At 71.8% G+C, this 19,827-nt stretch carries 20 protein-coding genes and 1 pseudogene (1 of these 21 only partly in view); 12 read left to right on the forward strand and 9 right to left on the reverse strand.

All coding sequences use genetic code 11. The features are described 5' to 3' along the window. Window positions 1-52 precede the first annotated feature (52 nt). The gene (locus JE024_RS27230; protein ID WP_205376111.1) at window positions 53-604 is read left to right on the forward strand and encodes a SixA phosphatase family protein; all 552 of its coding nucleotides are present in this window, start codon (window positions 53-55) and stop codon (window positions 602-604) included. A gap of 132 nt (window positions 605-736) precedes the next feature. Here JE024_RS27230 and serB read toward each other — a convergent pair whose 3' ends face one another. Next, the gene (gene serB, locus JE024_RS27235) at window positions 737-1,963 is read right to left on the reverse strand and encodes a phosphoserine phosphatase SerB (RefSeq protein WP_205376112.1); all 1,227 of its coding nucleotides are present in this window, start codon (window positions 1,961-1,963) and stop codon (window positions 737-739) included. A gap of 340 nt (window positions 1,964-2,303) precedes the next feature. On the opposite strand from serB, the gene JE024_RS27240 reads away from it, so the two are divergent. Continuing rightward, a complete protein-coding gene (locus JE024_RS27240; RefSeq protein ID WP_205376113.1) occupies window positions 2,304-4,841 on the forward strand; it encodes an ABC transporter ATP-binding protein/permease in 2,538 nt (845 codons plus the stop codon). 100 nt (window positions 4,842-4,941) lie between these two features. On the opposite strand, the gene JE024_RS27245 is transcribed toward JE024_RS27240, so the two are convergent. The 3 genes from JE024_RS27245 to JE024_RS27255 all read right to left on the reverse strand — a co-directional run bounded on the left by JE024_RS27245 (window position 4,942) and on the right by JE024_RS27255 (window position 7,708). Continuing rightward, a complete protein-coding gene (locus tag JE024_RS27245) occupies window positions 4,942-5,661 on the reverse strand; it encodes a transglycosylase SLT domain-containing protein (RefSeq protein WP_205376114.1) in 720 nt (239 codons plus the stop codon). A gap of 278 nt (window positions 5,662-5,939) precedes the next feature. Next, window positions 5,940-7,016 carry an S-adenosylmethionine:tRNA ribosyltransferase-isomerase gene (locus JE024_RS27250; protein ID WP_244883089.1) on the reverse strand — a complete coding sequence of 359 codons (1,077 nt, stop codon included), beginning with the start codon at window positions 7,014-7,016 and terminating at the stop codon, window positions 5,940-5,942. Then, entirely contained in the window at window positions 7,013-7,708 is a 696-nt protein-coding gene (locus tag JE024_RS27255; RefSeq protein ID WP_205376115.1) for an SDR family NAD(P)-dependent oxidoreductase, read from the reverse strand. Before JE024_RS27255 ends, JE024_RS27250 begins: the two co-directional genes overlap by 4 nt. 184 nt (window positions 7,709-7,892) lie before the next feature. Between JE024_RS27255 and JE024_RS27260 the strand changes: the two genes are divergently transcribed. The 3 genes from JE024_RS27260 to JE024_RS27270 all read left to right on the forward strand — a co-directional run bounded on the left by JE024_RS27260 (window position 7,893) and on the right by JE024_RS27270 (window position 10,196). Continuing rightward, window positions 7,893-9,038, forward strand: a complete 1,146-nt coding sequence (locus JE024_RS27260) for a GAF domain-containing sensor histidine kinase (protein WP_205376116.1) — start codon at window positions 7,893-7,895, stop codon at window positions 9,036-9,038. After that, entirely contained in the window at window positions 9,031-9,675 is a 645-nt protein-coding gene (locus tag JE024_RS27265) for a response regulator (protein WP_205376117.1), read from the forward strand. Before JE024_RS27260 ends, JE024_RS27265 begins: the two co-directional genes overlap by 8 nt. A gap of 272 nt (window positions 9,676-9,947) precedes the next feature. After that, window positions 9,948-10,196: a chaplin gene (locus JE024_RS27270; RefSeq protein ID WP_205376118.1), complete on the forward strand. Its 249-nt coding sequence runs from the start codon at window positions 9,948-9,950 to the stop codon at window positions 10,194-10,196. Between the two features lie 238 nt (window positions 10,197-10,434). Here the strand turns inward: JE024_RS27270 and JE024_RS27275 are convergent, their stop codons facing one another. Continuing rightward, on the reverse strand, window positions 10,435-11,226 hold the full coding sequence (locus JE024_RS27275; protein WP_205376119.1) for an Rv1486c family protein: 792 nt from the start codon (window positions 11,224-11,226) through the stop codon (window positions 10,435-10,437). Window positions 11,227-11,437: 211 nt separating this feature from the next. Between JE024_RS27275 and JE024_RS27280 the strand changes: the two genes are divergently transcribed. The 4 genes from JE024_RS27280 to JE024_RS27295 all read left to right on the forward strand — a co-directional run bounded on the left by JE024_RS27280 (window position 11,438) and on the right by JE024_RS27295 (window position 14,802). Further along, a complete protein-coding gene (locus tag JE024_RS27280) occupies window positions 11,438-12,229 on the forward strand; it encodes an ABC transporter ATP-binding protein (RefSeq protein ID WP_205376120.1) in 792 nt (263 codons plus the stop codon). A 156-nt stretch (window positions 12,230-12,385) separates the two neighbouring features. Further along, a complete protein-coding gene (locus JE024_RS27285) occupies window positions 12,386-12,817 on the forward strand; it encodes an NfeD family protein (protein WP_205376121.1) in 432 nt (143 codons plus the stop codon). 174 nt (window positions 12,818-12,991) lie between these two features. Continuing rightward, the gene (locus JE024_RS27290) at window positions 12,992-13,951 is read left to right on the forward strand and encodes an SPFH domain-containing protein (RefSeq protein WP_147990507.1); all 960 of its coding nucleotides are present in this window, start codon (window positions 12,992-12,994) and stop codon (window positions 13,949-13,951) included. Between the two features lie 83 nt (window positions 13,952-14,034). Next, a complete protein-coding gene (locus tag JE024_RS27295) occupies window positions 14,035-14,802 on the forward strand; it encodes a sulfite exporter TauE/SafE family protein (RefSeq protein ID WP_205376122.1) in 768 nt (255 codons plus the stop codon). A gap of 74 nt (window positions 14,803-14,876) precedes the next feature. Here JE024_RS27295 and JE024_RS27300 read toward each other — a convergent pair whose 3' ends face one another. The 3 genes from JE024_RS27300 to JE024_RS27310 form a co-directional block, all read right to left on the reverse strand. Further along, window positions 14,877-15,386, reverse strand: a complete 510-nt coding sequence (locus JE024_RS27300; RefSeq protein ID WP_205376123.1) for an HNH endonuclease — start codon at window positions 15,384-15,386, stop codon at window positions 14,877-14,879. A 246-nt stretch (window positions 15,387-15,632) separates the two neighbouring features. Next, window positions 15,633-16,169: a YbhB/YbcL family Raf kinase inhibitor-like protein gene (locus JE024_RS27305; RefSeq protein ID WP_205376124.1), complete on the reverse strand. Its 537-nt coding sequence runs from the start codon at window positions 16,167-16,169 to the stop codon at window positions 15,633-15,635. Between the two features lie 59 nt (window positions 16,170-16,228). Then, complete coding sequence (locus tag JE024_RS27310; RefSeq protein WP_205376125.1) at window positions 16,229-17,011, reverse strand: sporulation protein; 783 nt, start codon at window positions 17,009-17,011, stop codon at window positions 16,229-16,231. A 150-nt stretch (window positions 17,012-17,161) separates the two neighbouring features. Here JE024_RS27310 and JE024_RS27315 point away from each other — a divergent pair. From JE024_RS27315 to JE024_RS27325, 3 genes and pseudogenes are all read left to right on the forward strand, one after another. Then, window positions 17,162-17,419 (forward strand): annotated as a pseudogene (locus JE024_RS27315) (DNA-3-methyladenine glycosylase); the annotation flags it as partial. Between the two features lie 14 nt (window positions 17,420-17,433). Further along, window positions 17,434-18,045, forward strand: a complete 612-nt coding sequence (locus tag JE024_RS27320; RefSeq protein ID WP_205376126.1) for a DNA-3-methyladenine glycosylase — start codon at window positions 17,434-17,436, stop codon at window positions 18,043-18,045. Between the two features lie 277 nt (window positions 18,046-18,322). After that, complete coding sequence (locus tag JE024_RS27325) at window positions 18,323-18,955, forward strand: hypothetical protein (protein WP_205376127.1); 633 nt, start codon at window positions 18,323-18,325, stop codon at window positions 18,953-18,955. A gap of 249 nt (window positions 18,956-19,204) precedes the next feature. Here the strand turns inward: JE024_RS27325 and JE024_RS27330 are convergent, their stop codons facing one another. Beyond that, on the reverse strand, window positions 19,205-19,827 hold the end of the coding sequence (locus tag JE024_RS27330) for a recombinase family protein (RefSeq protein ID WP_205376128.1). Its footprint extends 826 nt past the window's final position; the window shows 623 of its 1,449 coding nt (coding positions 827-1,449); its start codon lies off the right edge, out of view; the stop codon is at window positions 19,205-19,207.

Raw genomic sequence — 19,827 nt, forward strand, 5'->3', positions numbered from 1 at the left:
GACCGGTCAACTCCCTGCGCCCACTGGCGCAATTCATGCGAAGCTGGGTTTCATGAGCGCCGCTGTGTCTTCCGGTGGGACACCCCCCGGATCTCCCGAATCCCGCAGGATCGTTCTTCTCCGGCACGCCAAGGCCGACTGGCCCCAGGTGTCCGACCACGAGCGCCCGCTCGCCGAGCGCGGCCGAAAAGACGCGCCCGTCGCGGGCCGCCGCCTCGCCGAGACCGGCATCCCCTTCGACCTCGCCCTGTGCTCCACGGCCGACAGGACGCGAGAGACCTGGAAGCTCGCCGTCCAGGAGCTGCCCCACCGCCCGCGGACGGTGTACGAGGAGCGGCTGTACGAGGCGTCCCTCGGTGATCTGCTGGCTCTGCTCGGCGAGACCCCGGACGACGTGGCGGATCTCCTGGTGATCGGCCACAACCCGGGGATGCACGCGCTCGCGGACGCGCTCGCCGGCCGTGCGGAAGGGGACGCGCTGTCCCGGATGAGCAGGGACGGCTTCCCGACCTCGGCCTTCGCGGTGGTCTCCTTCAGCGGTCCGTGGAAGGACGTCGAGCACGGCGTCGGCACGCTCGTCGACTACTGGACGCCGCACGACTGACACGGCACGACTGACACGGCACACCGCCACCACCACCGGCACCGCGCCGGCGGGCACTCCCCGTGCCCGCCGGGCACGCACGACGAGGGCCCCGGCGCATCCCCGCGCCGGGGCCCTCGTCGTGCGGGTGTCTCAGTGGTCGCCCGAGCCGTCGTCCGCGGCCTCGACCTCTTCGCGGGTGATGCCGAGCAGATACAGCACGGTGTCCAGGAACGGCACGTTCACCGCGGTGTGCGCGGCCTCGCGGACCACGGGCTTGGCGTTGAAGGCCACACCGAGGCCCGCCGCGTTCAGCATGTCCAGGTCGTTGGCGCCGTCGCCGATCGCCACGGTCTGCGCCAGCGGGACCCCCGCCTCGGCCGCGAAGCCGCGCAGCAGCCGCGCCTTGCCCGCCCGGTCGACGATGTCGCCGACGACCCGGCCGGTGAGCCTGCCGTCCACGATCTCCAGGGTGTTGGCCGAGGCGAAGTCCAGGCCGAGACGCTCCTTGAGGTCGTCGGTGACCTGGGTGAAGCCGCCCGACACCACGCCGACCTGGTAGCCCAGCCGCTTGAGGGTGCGGATCAGGGTGCGGGCGCCCGGCGTGAGCCGTACCTCGGCGCGCACCTTGTCCACCACGGAGGCGTCGAGGCCCTCCAGCAGTGCCACCCGGGCGTGCAGGGACTGCTCGAAGTCCAGCTCGCCGCGCATGGCGGCGGCCGTCACCTCGGCCACCTCGGCCTCGCAGCCGGCGTGGGCCGCGAACAGCTCGATGACCTCGTCCTGGATCAGCGTCGAGTCGACGTCCATCACGATCAGGCGCTGGGCGCGCCGGTGCAGCCCGGCCGAGACGACGGCCACGTCGACGCCGATGCCGTGCGCCTTGGTGGCCAGGGCCGTGCGCAGTGGTTCGGTCTCCACGCCGGAGACCGCGAACTCGACGGCGGTCACCGGGTACTTCGCCAGCCGGAAGATGCGGTCGATGTTGGCGCCGGTGCCGGCGATGGTGGCCGCTATGGCGGCGGTCGACTCGGCGGTCAGCGGGTGCCCGAGCACGGTCACATGGGAACGGCCGCTGCCGCGCGGCCGGTTGTCGCCCGTGCCGGAGATGATCTCGGCCTGGAGCTTCAGCGACTCGGCCCAGCTGTGCACGGTGGCGCGCAGATCGCCCTCGGTGGCCAGGCCGGCCGCCGGAGCCGTGACCAGGGCGCACAGGACGAGCCTGCCGCGGGAGACGACCTGCTCGATGTCGACCACGTCGACGGCGTAGGCGGCGAGGGTGTCGAAGAGGCCCGCGGTGATACCGGGCCGGTCCTTCCCGAAGATCTTGACGAGAAGGGTGGGGACGTCGGTGCCGGGAGGGGTCTCGGATGCGCTCATGGTGCTACCACCGTATCGGGCGGGCGGTCCGGGGAGAGCCTCCGTCCCGCCTGCCGGACAGTCGCGCCCCCGGCGCCGCCAGGGCGTCCGGACCGTCCCGTTCGGCACCGTTGTGTCGCCTGGGTGGCGACCTCGGACGGTTCGTGACGTGATGGCCGGACACCGGTGCCGGGCGCCCGCTCCCCGCCGGCGACGAAGCGTCGACGAAGGTCCCAACTCCGTACCGAACAGGCTCTTCACGAGGCCTGGCTTTCGAATGACGGACCGGGCCTGAAATAGTTCCCCACGATGTTCGCCATCCCTAGACTCCCGGTAACGGGGGAAGCTCGGGGGACAACTAGTGGGGCATGGAGTGCCGGAACTCGTACTGGAATTGAACGGAAGGACCTGGACTCTCGATCCGTCCAGGTCGTACACCCTCGGCCGTGACCCGCAGGGTGATCTGGTGATCGACGACGCAAGGGTCTCGTGGCGCCACGCGACGATCAGCTGGGGCGGGCGCGGCTGGGTCATCGAGGACCACGGCAGCACCAACGGCACGTATGTGCAGGGGCAGCGGGTCCAGCAGATGGAGCTCGGCGCCGGCTCGGCCGTGCATCTGGGCAACGCCACCGACGGCCCGCGGCTGAGCCTCAGCGCCGCCGCCGGGGCCTACAGCGCGCCCGCCGCGGCGCCCCAGCAGGCCGCCGCCGCGCAGCAGGGCTGGCAGCAGCCCCAGGCTCCGGCGCAGCAGCCGCACGCTCCTGCTCCGCAGCAGCCGCACCAGCCCCAGCAGCAGGGCTGGCAGCAGCAGCCGCCGCAGGTCCCGCACCAGCAGGGCGCCCCGAGACCGCAGGGTGCGTCCCCGGTCCACGGCGACCGCAGCCCGACCACGTTCCACCAGTTCTCGCTGGGCCGGGTGATGCGGATCGGCCGTGCGCTGGAGAACGAGCTGGTCGTCTCCGACCTCCAGGTCTCCCGGCTGCACGCCGAGTTCACGGCGACGCCCGACGGCCGGTTCGAGATCCGCGACCTCGGTTCGCACAACGGCACGTACGTCAACGGCCAGCCGATCGCCAAGTCGTCCACGGTCCTCATCGGCCCGAACGACATCGTCGGCGTCGGCCACTCGACGTTCCGGCTCGTCGGCGACCGGCTCGAGGAGTTCGTCGACACCGGTGAGGTCTCCTTCTCCGCGCGGCACCTCACGGTGACCGTCGACGGCGGGAAGCAGATCCTGCGCGACGTGTCCTTCGGTGTGCCCGAGAAGTCGCTGATCGGCGTCATCGGCCCCTCCGGCTCCGGCAAGTCCACCCTGCTCAAGGCGCTCACCGGCTACCGGCCCGCCAACCAGGGCGACGTCCTCTACGACAACCGCAGCCTCTACAAGCAGTTCGCCGAGCTGCGCCAGCGCATCGGACTGGTCCCGCAGGACGACATCCTGCACAAGGAGCTCACCGTCCGTAAGGCGCTGAAGTACGCGGCGAAGCTGCGCTTCCCCGCGGACACCACCGAGGCCGAGCGCGAGGCGCGCATCGGCGAGGTGCTGCGCGAGCTCAAGCTCGACATCCACAAGGACAAGAAGGTCACCGCCCTCTCGGGCGGCCAGCGCAAGCGGGTCTCCGTCGCGCTGGAGCTGCTGACCAAGCCGTCGCTGATCTTCCTGGACGAGCCGACCTCCGGTCTCGACCCGGGCATGGACCGCGATGTGATGCAGCTGCTGCGCGGGCTGGCCGACGACGGCCGCACCGTCCTGGTGGTCACCCACTCCGTGGCCGAGCTCGGTCTGTGCGACAAGCTCCTGGTCATGGCGCCGGGCGGCGCGGTGGCCTACTTCGGTCCGCCGGAGGAGGCGCTCAACTTCTTCGGTTACAGCACGTGGGCGGACGTGTTCTCGGCGTTCGAGAACTACCGCGACTACGACTGGGCGGGCCGCTGGAAGGGCTCGCAGCACTACCAGATGTACGCGGCCGACATCGACGCCGTCGCCCCCCAGGCGGTCAACATGCCGCCGCCGCAGCAGATCCGCCCGCCGAAGCCGCAGAGCTGGGGGTCCCAGCTCCTCACCCTGATCCGGCGCTACGTCTCGGTGATCGCGTCCGACAAGGGCTTCATGGCGCTGATGCTGATCCTGCCGGCGGTGCTCGGCGCGGTCAGCCTGGTCATCGACCCGGACAAGGGCCTGCTGGTCAACGTCAACGAGCAGACGGGCCGGATCATCCCGAACGGCACGGCCACCACCGTGCTGCTCATCCTGGTGGTCGGCGCCTGCTTCGCCGGTGCCGCCAACTCCGTCCGTGAGCTGATCAAGGAACGGGTGATCTACGAGCGGGAACGCGCCACGGGCCTGTCCCGCTCCGCGTACCTGATGTCGAAGGTGATCGTCCTCGGCCTGATCACGGTGATCCAGGGCGGTCTGGTCGGCGCGATCGGCTTCGCCACCCGCGAGCTCCCCGAGGAGGGGCTCGTCCTCGGCAGCATGGTGATGCTGGAGCTGTCGCTGCCGATCATGGCGCTCGGTTTCACGTCCATGATGTTCGGACTGATCATCTCGGCCCTGGTCAAGACCGCCGAGAAGACCATGCCGCTGCTGGTGATGTTCGCGATCATCCAGGTGGTGTTCACCGGCTGCCTGTTCATCCTGCACGGCACGGTCGGCGTCAACGAGTTCTCGTACCTGATGCCGTCCCGCTGGGCCGTCGCCGCCGCCGGCGCGACGCTGGACTTCAACCGGATCAACCCGAACACGGACGATCCGTCCAGCACCGACCCGCTGTGGGACAACGACGCCGCGGCCTGGGGCATCGACATGGCCGCCCTGCTCGTGCTCGGCGCGCTGTGCGGTGTGCTCGTGGCGCGCTTCCTGCGCCGTCACGAGCCGGAGGTCATGCGCAAGTGACCGCCGCGCAGGCGACGCCGGAGGGCGCACCCCGTACGGGGTGCGCCCTCCGGCGTCTGTCGTGCGCGCCGCCTCGTCGCGGGGCAGTCTGCGGGGTGCCTCAGTAGGCGCTGTTCACGTTGTCCATGGAGCCGTACTTGTCGGCCGCGTAGTTGCAGGCGGCGACGATGTTGGCGACCGGGTCGTACTGGTCCTTCTTGGTGCCCGGGACGTGGTAGTAGTCGAAGGTCGGCTTGATGACCTGGAGCAGGCCCTTCGACGGCACGCCGTTGATGGCGTTGATGTCCCAGTTGTTGATGGCCATCGGGTTGCCGGAGGACTCGCGCATGATGTTGCGGTGGATGCCCTCGTAGCTGCCCGGGATGTCGTGCTTCTTCATGATGGACATGGCCTCGCGGATCCAGCCGTCCAGGTTGTTCGGGTAGGTCACCTTCGCCGGCTTGGCGGCGCGGGCGGACCGGTCGGCGGCGGCCTTCGCGGCGGCGCGCTTCTCCGCGGCGGCCTTGGCCGCGGCCTTCTTGGCGGCCTCGGCCTTCTTCGCGGCGGCTGCCTCCGCCTTCTTCTTCGCCTGCGCGGCCTTGAACTGGGCCTCGAAGGCGGTCTGCTGCGTGGCGATGCTCTCGCGGACCTGTGCGGCCTGCTCGGGGTTGACCTTCCACGCGACCGGGGCGGCCGCGGCGACCTGGGTGGTCGTCTCCGCCTCGGCGTCGCCGGGGGCGAGCGTGAGCGCCACGGCGGCGGAGGCGGCAACGGCGACGCCGGTGACCGCGGCCTTGCGCGATCGGAGACGACGGAGGGCGGTGGTGTTGAACGCGGACATACAGACGTACCTCTTCGAATAGCGGAAAGTCGCCTCAGGCCGGATCGGCTCTGCGCTGTTCGGAAGCGACGTCGGCAATTCTTAGCGGCGGCAAAATGCCCTGGCAAAGGTGTGACGTACGATCCGTCATAGTGGATCACCCTTGCCCCATACGTCCGTTTCACCCGTGAAGTACCGGCTCACACGCCCTTTATGTACGTACTAGCGTGGTTCGTAAGTGACCTGCGTCCTATGCCCGGCCTCACACGGGGGACACGCCGGACTCACCCCCTGTTGCATCAGCAATCCACAGTGTGAGGCTCCTCCGCCGGAAGGATGAGGTGGACGTCCCCGAACTCGTGCCAGAGGTAGCGCCGCCTCAGCGCCTCGGCGTACGCGCGGGCCAGCGCCCGCTCCCCGGCCACCGCCGCCAGCATCAGCAGATGGGACGCCGCCGGCTCGTGCAGCCCCGTCAGCAGGCCGTCGACCACCCGCACCCCCCGGCGCGGCGTCACCACCAGGTCGGTCCAGCCCCCCGCGGGCGCCACCACCCCCGACGGGTCCGCCGCCGACTCCAGCGCCCGCACGGCCGTCGTCCCCACCGCCACCACCCGCCCCCCGGCAGCCTTCGCCGCGTTCACCAGCCACGCCGTCGACGCCGGCACCTCGAACCGCTCCGGGTACGGCGGCTCGTGAGCCTCCGCCGACGCCACCCCCGTGTGCAGCGTGAGCGGCGCGAACTGCACCCCCCGGCTCACCAGCAGGGCCACCAGCTCCGGGGTGAAGGGCCGCCCCGCGCTCGGCATCTCCGCTGAACCGGAACCGTCGGGCGAGGGCAGCGCGAACACCGTCTGGTACGCCTCGGCCGGACGGTCACGGCGCGTGTAGCCGTACCGGATGGGGCGCCCGTACCGCGCCAGCAGCCCGGGCACGTCCACCGACACCGTGCCCCACCACAGGCGGTCCGCCCCCGCCGCCAGCGGCTCCCCGAGCACCAGCAGCCCGCCGCCCGGCAGCCGCACCGACGCCCCCGGCGGGCCGCCCGCACGGGGCAGCGTGGTCCCCGAGCCGTCCGGCCGCCGCAGCTCCACCGCCCACCGGCCGCCGTCCCCGCGTGTGGAGAAGTGGACCACCACCGCCTCGGTCCCGATCCGCCCGTCCACCGCGGCCGGCAGCGTCGCCGAGGTGTTGACGACCAGCACGTCCCCGGCCCGGAGCTGCCCCGCCAGCTCGCGGAACGCGTGGTGCGACACCCGCGTGCCGCGCGACACCATCAGCCGGACGTCGTCCCGCCCCGAGCCCCGCTCCTCCGCCGGCTCCCTGGCCGAGAGCTCGTCCGGCACCCGCAGCCCGGCCAGGGCCCCCGCGGCGGTCACCGGGTCTCCAGCAGCGCCGGGGCCGTGTAGCGGCCGCTCACCGGCCGCCGCGCGAGAAGCGCCAGGAACCCGGGCACCACCGACTCCGGCTCCGGACGCGGATCGTCGTCGTCCGGCACCGCCGCCGCGTACAGGTCCGTCCGCATGTCGCCCGGGTCCACGCTCCACACCCGCAGCCACGGCTCCTCCACCGCCAGCACCGCGGCGAGCTGGTCGAGCGCCGCCTTCGACGCCCCGTAGCCGCCCCACTGCGGATACGCCTCGGCCGCCGCGTCCGAGCTCACCACCACGACCGAGGCCGCCGCGGAGCGCCGCAGCAGCGGCAGCGCCTCCCGCACCAGCCCCAGCGCGGCCACCGTGTTGGTCTCCAGCGCCGCCCGCAGTCCCGCCACCGGCAGCTCCGCCAGCCGCACCAGCGGCTCGGCGCCCAGCGCGCTCGCGTTGCTCACCAGCAGATCGAGCCCGCCCAGCTCACCGGCCGCCGCCACCAGCGCCGCCCGGTGACCGGGGTCCGTCACATCGCCCGGCACCGCCACCACCCGGGTCCCGTGCGCGCCGGCGTCCCGCGCGCTCTCCCTCAGCACCGCCCCGGTGCGGGCGCCGAGCACCAGGTCCCAGCCCTGCCGTGCCAGCCCCGCCGCCAGTGCCCGGCCCAGACCCTTCGACGCCCCCGTGATCACCGCTACCGGCATGACGTCCGTCCCTTCCCTCGTCCCGCTTCCGTTCCTTCGCCGCCAACCTAGGAACGCGGCACGGCCCCCCGCCTCGTGCGCCGGGACCCTTGGACGAGGGCACTTCGACCTACGCCGCCAGGCCCAGGACCGGGCCGTCCACAGGCCGATACGGCGGGCGGCGACCCGCCGGTACGGTGAGGCCATGAGTGACCGACCGAGCTCCGGCCTCGCCGAGGTGAGCACCGCCATCCTCGCGATGAGCAGGCATCTCGAGGTGCGCGACGTGCTCAAGACGATCGTCTCCTCGGCCCGCCGCCTGCTCGACGCCGAGTACGCGGCGCTCGGCGTGCCCGACGACCACGGCGGCTTCGCCCAGTTCGTCGTCGACGGCGTCAGCGACGCCCAGTGGAAGGCGATCGGGCCCCTGCCGCGCCAGCACGGCATCCTCGCCGCGATGCTCCAGGACGCGCGGACCGAGCGCCTCGCCGACGTCCGCAAGGACCCCCGGTTCGAGGGCTGGCCCTCCTCCCACCCCGACATGTCCGACTTCATCGGGCTGCCCGTCAAGGACGGCGACGAGGTCATCGGCGCCCTCTTCCTCGCCAACAAGCGCTGCCCCAAGCCGGACGGCGTCTGCGGCTTCACCGAGGAGGACGAGGACCTGCTGCGGATGCTCGCCCAGCACGCCGCCATCGCCCTCACCAACGCCCGGCTCTACGAGCGCAGCCGGGAGCTCACCATCGCCGAGGAGCGCTCCCGGCTCGCCCACGAGCTGCACGACGCCGTCAGCCAGAAGCTCTTCTCGCTCCGGCTGACCGCCCAGGCCGCCGCCGCCCTGGTCGACCGTGACCCGGGGCGCGCCAAGGGCGAGCTCCAGCAGGTCGCCGCGCTCGCCGCCGAGGCCGCCGACGAGCTGCGCGCCGCCGTCGTCGAGCTGCGGCCCGCCGCCCTCGACGAGGACGGTCTGGTCAACACCCTGCGCACCCACGTCCAGGTCCTCGACCGCGCGCACGGCGCGAAGGTCGGCTTCGGCACCAGCGGGATCAGGGCCCTCCCCGCCGCCCAGGAGGAAGCGCTGCTGCGGGTCGCCCAGGAGGCCCTCCACAACGCGCTGCGCCACTCCGGGGCGGACACCGTCGACGTGGCCCTCGTCCGCCGCGGGCAGGGCGTCGTCCTCAGCGTCACGGACAACGGCAAGGGCTTCGAGCCCCGGGCCGTGCGCCGGGCCGGCCGGCACCTGGGCCTGGTGTCGATGCGGGACCGGGCCGGCGGCGTGGGCGGCAGGCTCAGCGTGGAATCGGCGCCCGGCAGGGGCACCACGATCGAGATGGAGGTCCCCGGTGGCTGAGCGGAAGATCCGCGTCCTGCTGGTCGACGACCACCAGGTGGTGCGGCGCGGCCTGCGCACCTTCCTGGAGATCCAGGACGACATAGAGGTCGTCGGCGAGGCCGCCGACGGCGACGAGGGCGTGGCCCGCGCCGAGGAGCTGAAGCCGCACGTGGTCCTCATGGACGTCAAGATGCCGGGCACCGACGGCATCGAGGCCCTGCGCCGGCTGCGGGAGCTGGCCAACCCGGCGAAGGTGCTGATCGTCACCAGCTTCACCGAGCAGCGCACGGTGGTCCCCGCGCTGCGCGCCGGGGCCGCGGGCTACGTCTACAAGGACGTCGACCCCGAGGCACTGGCCGGCGCCATCCGCTCCGTCCACGCGGGGCACGTCCTGCTCCAGCAGGAGGTCGCCGGGGCGCTGCTCTCCCAGGACGCGCACGGCGGCACGGGCGGCCGGGGCCCGAGCCTGACCGAACGCGAGCGCGAGGTGCTCGGCCTGATCGCGGACGGCCGCTCCAACCGGGAGATCGCCCGCGCGCTGGTGCTCTCCGAGAAGACGGTCAAGACCCATGTCTCGAACATCCTCATGAAGCTGGACGTCGCCGACCGCACCCAGGCCGCGCTGTGGGCGGTCCGGCACGGCATGACCGACTGACCGGCCGGTCCGCCCGCCGGGCACGGGGGAGAGGCCCGCGCGGGCGGGCACGGGCACGGGGGACGAAGCCGGGCGGGCGGGCACGGGGCCGGGGGGCCGGCCGCGCGGCGGGCACGGAGGACGAGCCGCGCGACGGAAGGTCACGCTCCGATCAGAGATTCATACTGTCGGGTGGATGTCACTCACATGGCGCATCCTCCGGTGCGCCCCCGCGTTCTCCAGGGCGTGCTGCGGCGGCCGGCCGCGGCAGATGTCCCAGGAGGAACGAAGCAGTGAAGAACCTGAAGAGGGCCGCGGCCCTCAGCATGATCGCCGGCAGCATCGTGGCCGCGGGCGCGGGCGCCGCCTCCGCCACCACCGGTGGCGCGCACGCCCACGGCGAGGCCGTGAAGTCCCCGGGCGTCGCCTCCGGCAACCTGGTCCAGGTCCCGGTCCACGTCCCGGTCAACGTGTCGGGCAACTCGGTCAACGTGATCGGCCTGCTCAACCCCGTGTTCGGCAACGCCGCCGTCAACGGCTGACCCGCCGCACCCGAACGCCCCGGCCGCGCACCCACCGCGGCCGGGGCGTCGTGCGTCGCGCGACCGGCGTCCGCGGAGCCGTGACCGTCTCGCCCCCGCCCTCCACCGCGGCCGGGGCGCCGCGCGTCCCGCGCCCCCGGAGCCGCGACCGCCGGGGAGCCGCCGCGCACGAGGCCCGCCGTTCACGGATCCCGCGAAGGGCACCTGGCGAGGACGGGCCCGCGGGGGAGGCCCCGCGTCAGCCGCGGCCGCGCTCCCGCTCCTCCACATACGCGTTGTACGCTGCCACCTGCGCCCGCCGGGCCACCCTCTCCACCGGCCGCAGCGCCTCGGCCCGCGCCGCCATCTGCGACGCGCTCACCGCCCCGCCGTGCCCGTTCCCGTACGCCAGCGAGATCAGCAGCCCGATCCGCCGGGCCAGCTCCAGCACCCGCACCGCGCGCGGCGGGTACCCCGGGGCCAGCACCTCGCCCGAACCCCGCTCCGACCGCGCCCGGTAGGCGTCCAGCGCCGCCTCCGCCACCGGGCCCGAGGCCGCCACGTCCAGCCGGGTCAGCACCTCGGTCGCCTCCCGCAGCGCCTCCGCCAGCTCCCGCTCCGCCTCGCCCAGCGAGGGCACGTCGGCCGGCGGAGCCTCGCGCACCGGCAGGCAGTGCCACACCACCTCCGCGTGCACGTCCCCCGCCGGACCCGCCTCGTACACCTCGGGCACCAGCCCCCACGCGGCCCCCGTGCCGACCACCGCCTCCCCGGCCTCCAGGGCGCGCGCGTTGAACTCCGGCGGCCCGCTGAGCCCCAGCGGATGCCCCGGCGCCGGCAGCGCCACCCGGTACCCGGTCACCCCGAGCGACCGCAGCCGCCCCAGGGCCAGCGTGAGCCCGACCGGCGCCGCCTCGCCCGGCAGGCCCTCGACACGGTGCACGGCGTCCTCGCCGACGATCGCGAGCGCCGCCTCGTCGGGCGACACCTTGTGGGCCAGGAGGGCGTTGCCCCAGGCGGCCAGACGTCCTGAACGCGGTTCCGAAAACATGCCCACACCCTAGGTAACGGTCCGCCGCCGCGGGGAGCGCCCTCGCCCCCTCCGCGGGACGGCCCCGGCACCAAGCGCGGGACCGGGCACCGGCACGCCCGGCGGGTGGCGTAGGTTTTCCCTGGGTGGTGTGCCCACAGGTGCACAAAAGTGCCCGGAAGGCACACACGCACCCGAAGACCTCGACGATGCATGGGGAGACAACGCGCTCATGAGCGATGTACTGGAGCTGGTGGACGTATCCGTGGTCCGCGACGGACGCGCTCTGGTGGACGACGTCTCCTGGTCGGTCAAGGAGGGGGAGCGCTGGGTCATCCTCGGCCCCAACGGCGCCGGCAAGACGACCCTCCTCAACGTCGCGTCCAGCTACCTCTTCCCGACCACCGGCACGGCCCGCATCCTCGGCGAGCGCCTCGGCGGCGTCGACGTCTTCGAGCTCCGCCCCCGCATCGGCGTGGCCGGCATCGCCATGGCCGAGAAGCTCCCCAAGCGCCAGACCGTCCTGCAGACCGTGCTCACCGCCGCCTACGGCATGACCGCCACCTGGCACGAGGACTACGACGAGGTCGACGAGCGGCGCGCCCGCGCCTTCCTCGACCGCCTCGGCATGACCGAGTACCTCGACCGCAGGTTCGGCACCCTCTCCGAGGGCGAGCGCAAGCGCACCATGATCGCCCGCGCCATGATGACCGACCCCGAGCTGCTGCTCCTGGACGAGCCCGCGGCCGGCCTCGACCTCGGCGGACGCGAGGACCTCGTGCGGCGCCTCGGCCGGCTCGCCCGCGACCCCTACGCCCCCTCGATGATCATGGTGACCCACCATGTCGAGGAGATCGCCCCCGGGTTCACCCACGTCCTCATGATCCGGCAGGGCAAGATCCTCGCCGCCGGCCCGATGGAGACCGAGCTCACCTCGCGCAACCTCTCCCTCTGCTTCGGCCTGCCGCTGGTCGTCGAGCGCACCGCCGACCGCTGGACCGCCCACGGGCTGCCGCTCGGCTGACCCGCCCCACGGGCCCCACCCGCCGCCGCTCCCCGCCGCGGCCGGGCCGTGCCCCCGTCCGGCCCCCGTCGAAAGGCCGCCCAACCCGCCCCGAAACAGCGGGCATTTGCCCATGCCCCCTGTCCCCACCCCGACCGGCGCACCTACCATGACGGCGTGGACATCGACGCATGGGTGTGGTGGCTGATCGGCGCGGTCGGACTGGGCATTCCGCTCGTGCTCACCGCGATGCCCGAGTTCGGCATGTTCTCCGCGGGCGCGGTCGCCGCCGCGGTCGTCGCGGCCGCGGGCGGCGGTGTGGTCGCCCAGGTCCTGGTCTTCGTCGCCGTCTCCGTCGCCCTCATCGCGGTGGTGCGCCCGATCGCGGCCCGCCAGCGGAAGCAGCAGGGGGCGGGCTTCGCCAGCGGGGTCGACGCCCTCAAGGGCCGCCAGGCCGTGGTCGTGGAACGCGTCGACGGCGCCGGCGGCCGCATCAAACTCGCAGGGGAGATCTGGTCCGCCCGCTCCTTCGACGACTCGCTCGTCTTCGAACCGGGCCGGCAGGTCGACGTGGTGGAGATCGACGGCGCCACCGCGGTCGTCATGTGACGGCCCGTCCGGTCGGATCCCGGCCCCGGGTCCGCGACCGAACGGGCCGAACGGCCCACAGCACGGCCCCTGTTCTGGGAAACTGATCATCGACAAGTGCAGGACCACGCGGGCCCGGCCCGCGGCACACGCTCGGTCCGCTCATCACCGGCAGCGAAGGGCACGGGGAACGCGATGCAACCGATCATCATCGTCCTGATCATTCTGGTGGTGCTGGTCTTCATCGCCCTGATCAAGACGATCCAGGTCATCCCGCAGGCCAGCGCCGCCATCGTGGAGCGGTTCGGCCGCTACACCCGCACCCTCAACGCGGGACTGAACATCGTCGTCCCGTTCATCGACTCCATCCGCAACCGCATCGACCTGCGCGAACAGGTCGTCCCCTTCCCGCCCCAGCCGGTGATCACCCAGGACAACCTCGTCGTCAACATCGACACGGTCATCTACTACCAGGTCACCGACGCCCGCGCCGCCACCTACGAAGTGGCCAGCTACATCCAGGCGATCGAGCAGCTCACCGTCACCACGCTGCGCAACATCATCGGCGGCATGGACCTGGAGCGGACCCTCACCTCCCGCGAGGAGATCAACGCCGCCCTCCGCGGCGTCCTCGACGAGGCGACCGGCAAGTGGGGCATCCGCGTCAACCGCGTCGAGCTCAAGGCCATCGAACCGCCCACCTCCATCCAGGACTCGATGGAGAAGCAGATGCGCGCCGACCGCGACAAGCGCGCCGCCATCCTCACCGCCGAGGGCATCCGGCAGTCCCAGATCCTCACCGCCGAGGGCGAGAAGCAGTCGGCCATCCTGCGCGCCGAGGGCGAGGCCAAGGCGGCGGCCCTGCGCGCCGAGGGCGAGGCCCAGGCCATCCGCACGGTCTTCGAGTCCATCCACGCCGGCGACGCGGACCAGAAGCTGCTCGCCTACCAGTACCTCCAGATGCTCCCGAAGATCGCCGAGGGCGACGCCAACAAGCTCTGGATCGTCCCCAGCGAGATCGGCGACGCCCTCAAGGGCCTCAGCGGCGCCATGGGCAACTTCAACCCCATGGCCGGCATGGGCGGCGGCGGAGGCGGCGTCCCCAAGCAGACCGGCGGCACCGCCGACCGCCGGGAGCAGCCCCCCATCGACTGACGCCGGAACCCCTCGTGCATGATCGGTGAGGCCCCTCGACCTTCACGGCGGGGAGGCGTCTCACCGAACGCGGAGGGCATGGCGTGTCCATCTGGGAGCTACTGGCGGTCTTCGCCGCAGGAGTCGGCGCAGGCACCATCAACACCATCGTCGGATCGGGAACGCTGATCACGTTCCCGGTCCTGCTCGCCGTCGGGCTGCCACCCGTGACCGCGACCGTCTCCAACGCCCTCGGACTGATCCCCGGCTCCATCAGCGGCGCCATCGGCTACCGCGAGGAACTCAGGGGCCAGCGCCCCCTGATCCTCCGCCTCGGAGTGGCCGCCGCCATCGGCGGCCTCGGCGGAGCGGTGCTCCTGCTCATGCTGCCCCCGACGGCGTTCGAGACCATCGTCCCCGTCCTGGTCGCCCTCGCCCTGGTCCTGGTCGTCCTCCAGCCCAGGATCTCCGCCGCGGTCCAGCGCCGCCGCGAACGCACCGGCACCGTCACCCGGGCCGACGGCGGACCCGTCCTCTTCGGCGGGCTCCTGCTCGCCAGCGTCTACGGCGGCTACTTCACCGCCGCCCAGGGGATCATCTACCTCTCCCTGATGGGGATGCTGCTCGACGACACCCTCCAGCGCCTCAACGCGGTGAAGAACGTCCTCGCCGCCATCGTCAACACCATCGCCGCGCTGTTCTTCCTCTTCGTCGCCGACTTCGACTGGACCGCCGTCCTCCTCATCGCCGTCGGCTCCGCCATCGGCGGCCAGCTCGGCGCGAAGATCGGCCGCCGGCTCCCCCCGTTCGCCCTGCGCGTCTTCATCGTCGTCGTCGGCGTCTTCGCGATCGTCCAGCTCCTCCTGCGGTAGACCCCGCGGGCCCGCACACACCGGAGCCCGTCCCCGTGCGCTCACGGGGACGGGCTCCGGTGTGTGCGGGGCGGCTACGCGGCGGGCGTGGCCGTCAGCCAGTCGGGCAGCGCGTCCCGCTCACCCGACCGCAGGCCGAGCAGCATCGCCTCCGCGGGGGAGGGCACGAACGGCTGGTGCAGCAACGGCATCCCGGCCTGCTCCGGAGTCCGGTCCGCCTTGCGGTGGTTGTCCTCCGCGCACGACGCCACCGTGTTCATCCAGGAGTCGGCGCCACCGCGCGACTTCGGCACGACGTGGTCCACGGTGGTCGCGCGCCTGCCGCAGTAGGCGCACCGGTGCTGGTCCCTGACCAGCACACCCCGCCGCGACCACGGCGCCTGTCTTCGGAACGGCACCCGTACGTACCGGCACAGCCTGATCACCCGCGGCACCGGAAGCTCCACGGCGGCCGCACGGACACGGAGCGCGGGGTGGGACTGCTCGACCACGGCCTTGTCCTGCAGAACCAGCACCACGGCACGGTTCAGGGACACCGTCGACAACGGCTCGAAGCTCGCGTTCAGCACCAGCGTGGTCCGCATTCTGCCCACCTCCCGTTCGCCGGCCCGGCCCCGTCGGCGGGCTCGGGCTCGGGCTCGCAACAACTCTGGCCGGGCGCGCCGGGATGGACAACGCAATATCTGTGCCTGCCGGAGAGACGAACCCCCGACCCCTGGCAACAAAACTGCCCTGCCCTGATCTCTCCAGAACCAGGGCAGGGCAAACGGAAAACGAACAATCGGCTCACACCGTCAGGTCACGACCGGCGCCTCGCCGGGCACAGCCGCTCAGCTTCCGGACGGACTCGCGTAATGGGCGATCAACTGCGCACGGCCGAGCGTGTGGAAACGCAGATTGAATCCGACGGCCGCCGGCGGGGTGTCGGCGTCCGGCCCCAGCTTCTCGGTGTCCACCGCGTACACGGTGAACACGTACCGGTGGTCCTCGCCGGGCGGCGGGGCCGCACCGCCGAAGTTCTTGGAGCCGTAGTCGTTGCGGGCGTGGACCGCCCCGGCGGGCAGCCCCGCGAACGAGCCGCTCCCCACACCGGCCGGCAGTTCGGTGACCGAGACGGGGATGTCGAAGAGCACCCAGTGCCAGAAGCCGCTGCCCGTCGGCGCGTCCGGATCGAAGCACGTCACGGCGAAGCTCCTGGTGCCCTCCGGGAAGCCCTCCCAGCGCAACTGCGGCGAGGTGTCGCCCTCCGCGTGCACCTGGGCGTTCTTCAGCACGGAGCCCGGCTCGATGTCCTCGCTCACCACGGTGAACGACGGCACCGGCGGATGGAAGTCGTGCGGAAGAGGCGCCCGCTGCTGCTCGGTCACGTCAATACCTCCGAATCGGCTGTACCAGTGGGTCTTCGGCTCCGAGCCTAGAGTCTTCCTCAGAGCCAGTTGCGCCGGCCGCCGACGTCGGCGAGCCACTGGTTCAGGTACGCGGCCCAGTCCGTCGACCCGAAGTCGTGGTGACCCACCCGGAACGCCTTGTACGAGTCGCTGCCCTCGCTGAAGAGGCCCGGCTTCTTGTCCATCTCCAGGATGACGTCCATCTCGCGCTCGTCCGCGACGAACGTCAGCTCCACCTGGTTCAGACCCCGGAACTGCTGCGGCGGCAGGAACTCGATCTCCTGGTAGAACGGCAGCTTCTGCCGCGTCCCCCGGATGTGCCCGCGCTCCATGTCCGCGCTCTTGAAGCGGAAGCCGAGCTGCACGAACGAGTCGAGGATCGCCTGCTGCGCCGGCAGCGGGTGCACATGGATCGGGTCGAGGTCGCCCGAGTCGACCGCGCGCGCGATCTCCAGCTCGGTGGTCACCCCGATGTCCATCCCGTGCAGACGCTGCCCGGCGATCGTCGTCACCGGCGTCTCCCAGGGGATCTCCAGCCCGAACGGCACCACGTGCACCGCGCCGGCCTTCACCTCGAGCGCCCCGCCCAGACGCACCTTGGTGAACTCGATGTCCTGCTTGACCTCGTGGTCACCGCCCTCGACCTCGACACGGGCCTGGAGACCGACGGACAGGCCCTCGATCTGCTGGTCCACCGAGCCGCCCTGGATGCGGACCTCGCCCTGGACGACACCGCCCGGCACCACGTTCTCCTCGGACAGCACCGTCTCCACGGAGGCACCACCGGCACCCAGGCTCGCGAGCAGCTTCTTGAAGCCCATGTCCACTCCCTCTCTTGCGCTTCTCTTCCGCTACGGGTCGCACGGGCACCGCCGCCCCCGCCGGCCGGACGGCCACCGGTGCGGGTTCCCTGCGTACGCCCGATACATACGCCCGGAGGCCGCGGTCGGTTCCCCGGTACGCTCGGTCCGATGACCGAGAGCCCCGACCGTACGCCGCTGCCCCGCTCGTTCTTCGACCGCCCGGTCCTCGACGCCGCCCCTCAGCTCCTGGGCCGCACCCTGGTCCGCCGCACCGGCAGCGGCCCGATCCACCTGCGCATCACGGAGGTCGAGGCGTACGCGGGGGAGTCCGATCCCGGTTCCCACGCCTTTCGCGGCCGCACCGCGCGCAACGAGGTCATGTTCGGCCCGCCCGGACACGCGTACGTGTACTTCACTTACGGCATGTCAAGGCGGTCAGCATGAACGTTGATCTCCTCGCCCATCCTGCCGAAGAGGTTGCCCCCAGGCTGCTCGGGAGCGTCCTCACCTCCAGGACCCCCGAGGGAACCGTGAGCATCGCCATCACGGAGACCGAGGCGTACTCCGGTACGGCTGACCCAGCCTCCCATGCCTACCGAGGCCAGACACCCCGTAACGCCGTCATGTTCGGACCCGCAGGACACCTGTACGTCTACCGGTCCCACGGTCTCCACTGGTGCGCCAACATCGTCACCGGGACGGACGGCATCGCCTCGGCCGTCCTCATCCGGGCAGGCAGGGTCATCGAGGGCGAGGACCTGGCACGCAAGCGGCGAGGGGAGAGGGTGGAGAGTCCACGGCTTGCCCGAGGTCCGGGGAACTTCTGCCAGGCACTCGGCATCACGGCGGAGCACAACGGCGCAGACCTCCTGACAGGTACCTCGGTCGTGCTGTCCGAGGGTGAGCCGGTACCTGCCGCGCTCACCCAGGTCGGTCCCCGGGTGGGCGTGAGCAAGGCCCACGACTGGCAACACCGGTTCTACCTAGCCGGTGATCCGACGGTCTCGGCATACCGACTGAGCCCGCGAGCCAAACCGGCCACGGGAGCCTGAGCCGCTGTGTGCCTCGCTGACGGCTCGCCGGCGAGTCGGTGTGGAAGTTGGGTCAGGCGATGCATGATCGTCCGCGAGCGCGGCTCGTGACGCGTTCCTGGCCGGTCGAGTGACTGCCGACGTGCGTCGGCTCAGGCCAGACGAGTGGGCGTGACTGCGCGCTTCAACTCATCTGGCGAGTGGGCGGTTGAGTTGGCGCGCTGAGCGAGGTGGACAGTCGGGAGTGCAGTGACACCCGGCCGCCCGCCTGGCCCGGATCCTTGCGAGGATCCTCGGCATGACCTCGTTCTCGGCCGATCCTGATGGCTCCGACGCCCCCTTCACCGGGATCGGCGATCCCGTCCTCGTCGTCACGGACAAGCGGCGAAGCCTTGTCGCCGTGGCTGGCGAGCGCGAGTACGACGAGGCGGAGACGGTTGGTCTCTTCCACGTCACCGACCGCGCCCGCCGTCGCTGGCTCTTGCTATCTCGGTACCCCGTGACCGCGATGGCTTTCCATCCGACTCTCCCGCTTCTCGCCGTGGGATCAGGCGAGTACGACGGCGGCTACTTCTTCGAGGGGGAGCTTCTCCTCGTCCACTTGGAGACCGGTACCGCCGTGTCACTCATCGAACACCACCTCGGCCGCCAGGTCCTCGGACTGGAGTGGCTGAGCCATCAAGAGCTTCGCGTCCTCATGGCGCCGCCCGACGACTGGAAGGACGGCAAAGCCCACGTGGAAGGACACACCGCCGTGGTGCACCGCTCCGACTGGACCACGGTCGAAGCCAAGTCGCTCACCGGCCGCGATCTGGCGGGCCCGCGAGGGCCGGCGCCTCGCCTCGACCACCGTGAGGCTGCCAAGCGCGCGGTCGCCAGGCTGGCCGTGCCCCAGACTCGGCGACACGGCATCAGTGGAGCACACGGGTGACGATCGGTCTCCACGAATCGCCAGATGAAGCGCTCAGTCACAGTGAGGTGGCCGGGGTGCGTCAGCGGATGGCCGGACAGAGCAGCGCCACACGGGACGGCTCCCTGAACGGGGTCCTCCCTCTCTCGTAGCTGAGTGATCTCCGGGCCCTTCTCGCCGGGTATGACGACGGGCCCCGCCCGACTCTCGTCAGACAGGGCCCGTGCTCACTTCGCGCGGACAGCCGACTCGGCCCTCCGCGACCGGATCTCAGGGGTTCCGGAACGTGATCCGGCAGTGCTCGCCCTTGAAGGACCGGACCCCCCGACCGCGCGGCATCAGCTCGACTCGCTCGCAGACCTGCATGACGACGGTCCGCACGTAGTCGATGCGGTCGGGGTCCTCGTAGTCCAGTTCCTCCCACAGGTACTCGACGTCGCCCAGGTCGACACGCGCCCGCTGTGATGCCAGGTCTGCCAGCTCGGCCCTGATCTTGGTCAGGTCGGCGTCACACCTGCCGATGCCCGCCCGCAGGGTCGACGCGTCGATGTCCCCTACGGCGAACATCTCCGCCAGGGCGGTGCGCCTCTCGGATGCGGCCGTCTCCTCGGCCAGCAGTTCGGCCTCTCGCTCCTCGTCCGCGGCATCCGTGGCCGGTGCCGCGTTCCACTCCTCGGCCCTGTCGATGACCTTCCTGACCACGAACGAGTCGAGCGGGTCCGCTGGGCAGGTGATGCACCGGCCACCCGAGCAGGTGTAGATGCGGTACCGCTCGCCCGCCGCGTTCTTCTTACTCCACCCTTGAGTGACGACGGCCTGACACTTCGAGCAGCGGACCACGCCGGACAACAGGGCCTTGCGCTTACCGCCGCCGCCCGTGTTGCGCTCGGGGT

The organism is Streptomyces zhihengii (assembly GCF_016919245.1).
GTDB lineage: Bacteria > Actinomycetota > Actinomycetes > Streptomycetales > Streptomycetaceae > Streptomyces > Streptomyces zhihengii.